Below are 5,607 nucleotides of genomic sequence, written 5' to 3'. Positions count from 1 at the left end.
GCGTCGCCGGCGGGGAAGTCGTTGAGCATCGGGTCGGGCCTCGGGGTCTGATCGGGCCCGCCGGGCAGGGCTTTTCGCGAGATCACGCGCGTCAAAGACCCTGCTCGACGGTTCGGTCGCGCGTCGTACCGGTCCGTGCGCCGTGCGACGCCGCGGACCGTTGCGTAGATGGGACGGACGGGCCGGGTTGACCAGCCCGGCCGCGCGCGCGGCGCGCTACTTCGCGGGCACCGGAGCCGGCGCGCCGTCCTGCGGCCGCCCGGCCGGCTTGTCGGTCGCCTTGTCGGTCGCCTTGTCGGTTGCTTTGGCCACCGTCACGAAGGTGCCGGCGTAGGTCGCGTTGTCCCCGGGCGCGGTCGCCTCGCAGGTGATCGCGGTCTTGCCCGGCTCCGGCGTGGAGAAGCGGCAGGCGCCCACCGCCATGACCGGCGCCTGCGCCGCGCCGGCCTTGCCCGGAACGACGAGGCTGATCGGCTGGAGGGGATCGCTCTCCTCCGTGCGCTCCTGCTGGGCGCCGCTGCCGCCGAAGCTCAGCGTCCGGCCGTCCTCGGCCGCGAAGTCGAAGCTCGTGCGGTTGCGCGCGACCGTGTTGGTCAGCACGTCCCGGCAGGACTCGCTGAGGTCCTGGCCGGCGATCACCAGCTTCTCGCAGGTGCCCTCCAGCTTGATCGCGGTCTGCGCCGCGGCCGGCGAGGCGAGACCCAGCAGGAAGAGGGCCGGCACAAGGTTTCGGGGCGTCATGATCGTCATGACGGCTGATCTAGTGAAGGAACGGCGCACGTCGAGATCCCAGCCTCAGGTCCCGAAGCGCAGGGCCCGGTCGTTCGGCGCCGTGAAGTCGAGCCGCGGCCCGAGCGGCACGATGCGGGTCGGGTTGAGGGTGGTGTGGCTCCAGTAATAGTGCTGCTTGATGTGGTCGAGGTTCACCGTCGCGGCGACGCCCGGCAGGGCGTAGAGGTCGCGCAGGTAGTTCGACAGGTTCGGGTAGTCGGCGATGCGCTGCCGGTTGCACTTGAAGTGCCCGACATAGACCGCGTCGAAGCGCACCAGCGTGGTGAACAGGCGGATGTCGGCCTCGGTGAGCCGGTCGCCGCAGAGGAAGCGGCTCCGGTCGAGGCGCTCTTCCAGCGCGTCGAGTTCCGCGAACAGGGCCTCGTAGGCCTCCGCGTAGGCCTCCTCGGTGGTGGCGAAGCCCGCCCGGTAGACGCCGTTGTTCACCCGCTCGTAGACGCGGGCGTTGATCGCGTCGATCGCGTCCCGCAGGTCGGCCGGGCAGAGATCGGGCCCGCCCGCGCCGAAGGCGTCGTTGAGCATGCGGATGATCTCGGCCGACTCGTTCGAGACGATCGTGCCGCGCCGCTTGTCCCAGAGCACCGGCACGGTGACCCGGCCCGTGTAGTGCGGGTCGGCCTTCAGGTAGACCTCGTAGAGGCGTTGCGCGCCGTGGAGTGCGTCCGGCGTCGCGCCGGGGGTGTTGCCGAAGACCCAGCCCTCCGCGCCCATGTGCGGATCGACCACCGAGACCGAGATCGCCTCTTCGAGCCCTTTGAGGGCGCGCACGATCAGCGTGCGGTGCGCCCACGGACATGAGAGCGAGACGTAGAGGTGGTAGCGCCCGGCCTCGCCCGGGAAGCCGCCCTCGCCGGACGGCCCCGGCGCGCCGTCGGCGGTGACCCAGTTGCGGTAGGCCGAGGCCTTGCGCTCGAAGCGTCCGCCGCTGGACTTCGTGTCGTACCACTGGTCCTGCCAGACGCCGTCGACCAGCAAACCCATCGCCGCCTCCCCACGCCCAGCCGGGCGCACCGCCTGCGCCTCGAGCGCTTGGCATGAGATGGGCGCATACCAGGGTCCGAAAAGCCCGGACGGGGCCTGAAAACGCGGACGGCAGGCCCACTTTCTGCTTTGTGCAGCGCACTCTTTTGTGCGTCGCACCATACGCCGCACGTGCTGCGCGGAGCGCTCGATGTCGTTCGTCCTTACCCTGCCGGTTGCCGAAGCCTCGCTGTTCACCCTCGGTTGCCTGTTGATCCACACCCTGCGCCGCCACGCCGACGTCGTGACGGGGGCGCTTGCCTGCCTCCTGGTCCTCGTCACCTGTCTGCTGGCTCTGGCCGGCATGCCGGAATCGGTCCTGCGGGCTCAGACCGCGGCGCTTGAGAGCGGCGAGGCGATGCAGTTCCTCAACTGATCCTCAACGCGGCTGCGCGCCGTCCGGCCAGGGCGCCGTCCTGCCCTGCCGACAGCCGGCGGCCACGTCGAAATCGTCGGCCGGCAGGCGGGCGAGGAAGCGCTCGGCCAGCTCGAACAGCAGGATGTCCGGTCTGACCCGCGCGATGTAGCCCCAGTCGAGCGCCGCCGACCAGACGAAGTGCACCTCGGCGAAGCTCTCCGCGAGGTAGCCGGTCAGCAGGATCGGCGAGAAATGCGCGCAGGAATCGCCGAACAGGACGAGGCGGCGCGGGTCCGGGGCCTGTGCGTTCCGGTAGACCACATGGGCGCCGACGTGGAGGTCCTGGGCGCGGCCCTCCGCCTCGTAGGCCGCGAGCAGGGGCCCGGTCTCGACCCGCACGGCGTCGCGCAGGATGCGTGGGCGCCGCAGGCGCTCGGTCGGCCGGTGCGGCACCTTCTCGCCGAGGTCGAGCACGGTCTCGTGGGCGAAGTCCGGCCGCTCGGCGATGTCGGCCGGCGGCACGGCGGCCAGCGCCCGCATGATCTCCCGGTAGGCCAGCAGGCAGCCTTCCACCGTCCAGTGGGTGTCGGTGCGCTGGTAGAGCGGCACCGGCCCGTCGCGGGCGGCACGCAAGGGGGCGAGCAGGTCGAGATAGTACGGTTTGCCGGCAAGGCGTCGCGCGAGCCGGCGCGTCGAGGCCCGGGCCGGGTCGTAGGGCAGGCCATCGGTCAGGTTCTCGTAGACCGAGAGCTTCTCCGGCACGATCACGTGCAGGCAGCGGATGCCGAGCCGGGCGGCGCGGGCGGCGCGGGCCTCCATCAGCCGCGCCCAGGCGCGCAGGTGCCACCAGTGGCGCGGGCCCCGGGCGTAGCGGTCCATCACCCGGTTGCTGCCCCCGGTCAGGAACAGCCAGCCGTCGTGCCCCTCGTGCACCGTGTCCCAGCGCTTTCTCAACATGCGGGTGCTTTAGCCGCGGGGTGTCCCCGGCGATAGGCCGGAGCCTGGCCGTACGGTGCGGCGTTGCGCCGGGGATGGAACCCGCCCTCGCCGAACCACCGTCCCGGACAGCGCGCGCCGACCGGCCGGACCGGCTCTGGCGCCCGCGGCGCGTCCTGGTGACGCCCGCCGCCCTGGAGCACGCCCACGGCCGCGCCATGCTGGCCCGCGCGGAGGCGCTGGGGCTTCCGGTCGAGCGGCTGGCCGCCAACCGGCTCAACGGCCTGCGCCACACCGATCCGCGCCGGGCCTACGCCGAGGCCAAGGCGACCCTCGCCCTCGTCGTCGCGCCGCCGACGAAGCTGAGGCTGCAGCCGATCCCGCCCTCGGCCGACTGGCGCTTCGACCTCGCCGAGGGCTGCCCGGCCCATTGCCAGTACTGCTACCTCGCCGGCTCGCTCTCCGGCCCGCCGGTGACGCGGGCCTACGCCAACCTCGACAGGATCCTGGAAAACCTCGACGGGTACGCCGGGCGCGGGGCCGTCACCTCGGCCTCGGACGCGCGGGTCCACGAGGGCACCACCTTCGAGGCCTCCTGCTACACCGACCCGCTCGGCATCGAGCACCTGACCGGCTCGCTCTCGGCGGCGATCCGGCATTTCGGCGCCTGGAACGCCCCCGTACAGCTGCGCTTCACCACCAAGTTCGCGGCGGTCGAGCCGCTGCTCGATCTCCCCCACGGACGGCGCACCCGCATCCGCTTCTCGGTCAACGCGCGCGGTGCCGCCCGCTACGAGGGCGGCACCGCCTCCCTCGACGCGCGGCTCCGGGCGATGCGCTCGGTCGCGCTCGCCGGCTACCCGGTCGGGCTCACGATCGCGCCGATCCTGCCGATCCCGGACTGGCAGGCGGCCTATGCGGATCTGATCCGGGACGCGGCCGACGCGCTCGCCGGCGTGCCCGACCTCGATCTCACCGCGGAGCTGATCACCCATCGGTTCACGCCGGGCTCGAAGGAGGTCTTGCAGAGCTGGTACCCGGGCTCCGACCTGCCGCTCGACGAGGCCAAGCGCACCCGGAAATTCACCAAGTTCGGCTCGGTGAAGTACGTGCTGCCGAAGGACCTGATGGCCGAGATGCGGGCCGGCCTGCACGCCGCGCTCGCCCGCGAGCTACCGACGGCCCGCGTGCTCTACTGGACCTGAGCGGCCTCCGCGCCATCTCGGGATCCGATGTCCGACGCGCCCCTCATCCTCACCCTCGCCTTCGACGAGCCGACCTTCGCGCGGTTCGACGGGTTGCGGCGGCGCCATTTCCCCGAGGCGATCAACTTCATTCCCGCCCACGCCACCCTGTTCCACCACCTGCCGGGCGAGCGGGAGCGGGCGGTGATCGAGACGGTGGCGAGCCTGGCCCGCACCGTGCCGCCGCCCGAGGTCGCGGTGACGGGCCTGCGCTTCACCGGGCGCGGCGTCGCCTACGTGCTGGAATCGGAGGCGCTCACGGCCTTTCGGGCGCGCCTCGCCCAAGCCTTCGCGGGCCATCTCACGCCGCAGGACGCCCAGGGCTGGCGCCCGCACGTCACGGTGCAGAACAAGGTCGATCCGAAGGTCGCCCGCGCGCTGCACGCCGACCTGCAGCAGGGCTTCGCGCCCTTCCGGTTCACCGCGCCCGGCATCGTGCTCTGGCGCTATCTCGGCGGCCCCTGGGAGGAGGTCTCCACCATGACTTTCGGAGAGAACGCGTGAGGGCCTACGAGCGCATCCGCGGCAACCCGCTGGCCGGGCGCGCCATGAGCGTCTGGCTGTCCTTACGCCTGAACGAGATCGGGCCCCTTGTGGCGCTCCTCACCGTGAGCACGCTCGGCTACGGCTTCTTCGCGCTGGCCCAGGAGGTCGGCGAGGGCTCGACCGAGGCGCTCGACCGCAAGATCCTGCTGTCCCTGCGCAACCCCGCCGACCTCTCCGACCCGATCGGGCCGCGCTGGCTCGAGGAGACGATGCGCGACATCACCGGGCTCGGCAGCGTCTTCACCATCGTGTTCCTCACGGGCGCGGTGGCGGCCTACCTCGCGCTCTCGGGCAAGCTCCGGATCGGCGCCTTCGTGGTCGGTGCGGTCGGCGGCGGCGTGGTCGTCTCGACGATCCTGAAGCTGTTCTACCACCGGCCGCGGCCCGACCTCGTGCCACACGGCATGGAGGTCTTCACCGCGAGCTTCCCCTCCGGCCACGCCATGATGTCGGCGATCGCCTACCTGACGCTGGCGACGCTGCTCGCGCGCATCGACCGGCACCGGGGGGTGAAGGCGCTGGTGCTTCTGCTCGGCGTGACGATGACGGTGCTGGTGGGCATCAGCCGGATCTATCTCGGCGTGCACTGGCCGAGCGACGTGCTGGCCGGCTGGTGCGTCGGCGCCGCCTGGGCGGCGCTGTGCTGGTTCGTCGCCCTGCAGCTCCAGCGCCGCGGCGAGGTCGAGGCCCCGGACCCGCCACCCCCGGCCT

Annotated in this window: 7 protein-coding genes; 4 read left to right on the top strand and 3 right to left on the bottom strand. The window is 72.0% G+C overall.

The window, feature by feature from the left end; genetic code table 11:
• Positions 1–216: 216 nt before the first annotated feature.
• Positions 217–741 (bottom strand): hypothetical protein, encoded by a 525-nt coding sequence (locus AX737_RS27225; protein WP_238231478.1) that lies wholly within the window; start codon positions 739–741, stop codon positions 217–219.
• Positions 742–795: 54 nt separating this feature from the next.
• Complete coding sequence (locus tag AX737_RS27220; protein ID WP_066926925.1) at positions 796–1,773, bottom strand: glutathione S-transferase family protein; 978 nt, start codon at positions 1,771–1,773, stop codon at positions 796–798.
• 190 nt (positions 1,774–1,963) lie between these two features.
• Between AX737_RS27220 and AX737_RS27215 the strand changes: the two genes are divergently transcribed.
• Positions 1,964–2,188: a hypothetical protein gene (locus AX737_RS27215; protein ID WP_066926923.1), complete on the top strand. Its 225-nt coding sequence runs from the start codon at positions 1,964–1,966 to the stop codon at positions 2,186–2,188.
• Positions 2,189–2,191: 3 nt separating this feature from the next.
• Here the strand turns inward: AX737_RS27215 and AX737_RS27210 are convergent, their stop codons facing one another.
• Complete coding sequence (locus AX737_RS27210; RefSeq protein ID WP_066926922.1) at positions 2,192–3,127, bottom strand: hypothetical protein; 936 nt, start codon at positions 3,125–3,127, stop codon at positions 2,192–2,194.
• A gap of 74 nt (positions 3,128–3,201) precedes the next feature.
• On the opposite strand from AX737_RS27210, the gene AX737_RS27205 reads away from it, so the two are divergent.
• The 3 genes from AX737_RS27205 to AX737_RS27195 form a co-directional block, all read left to right on the top strand.
• Positions 3,202–4,311, top strand: coding sequence for a radical SAM protein (locus AX737_RS27205; protein ID WP_066926920.1), 1,110 nt, complete (start codon positions 3,202–3,204; stop codon positions 4,309–4,311).
• Between the two features lie 27 nt (positions 4,312–4,338).
• A complete protein-coding gene (locus AX737_RS27200) occupies positions 4,339–4,854 on the top strand; it encodes a 2'-5' RNA ligase family protein (RefSeq protein ID WP_066926918.1) in 516 nt (171 codons plus the stop codon).
• Between the two features lie 44 nt (positions 4,855–4,898).
• Positions 4,899–5,607: phosphatase PAP2 family protein (locus tag AX737_RS27195; protein ID WP_066926927.1), on the top strand; the 709-nt coding region annotated here is incomplete at its 3' end.

Origin of the sequence: Methylobacterium sp. CCH5-D2, assembly GCF_001556475.1 — a bacterium.
GTDB lineage: Bacteria > Pseudomonadota > Alphaproteobacteria > Rhizobiales > Beijerinckiaceae > Methylobacterium > Methylobacterium hispanicum.
Note: the sequence above shows the minus strand (reverse complement) of the source record. Positions and strands in the feature narration are given on the sequence as shown.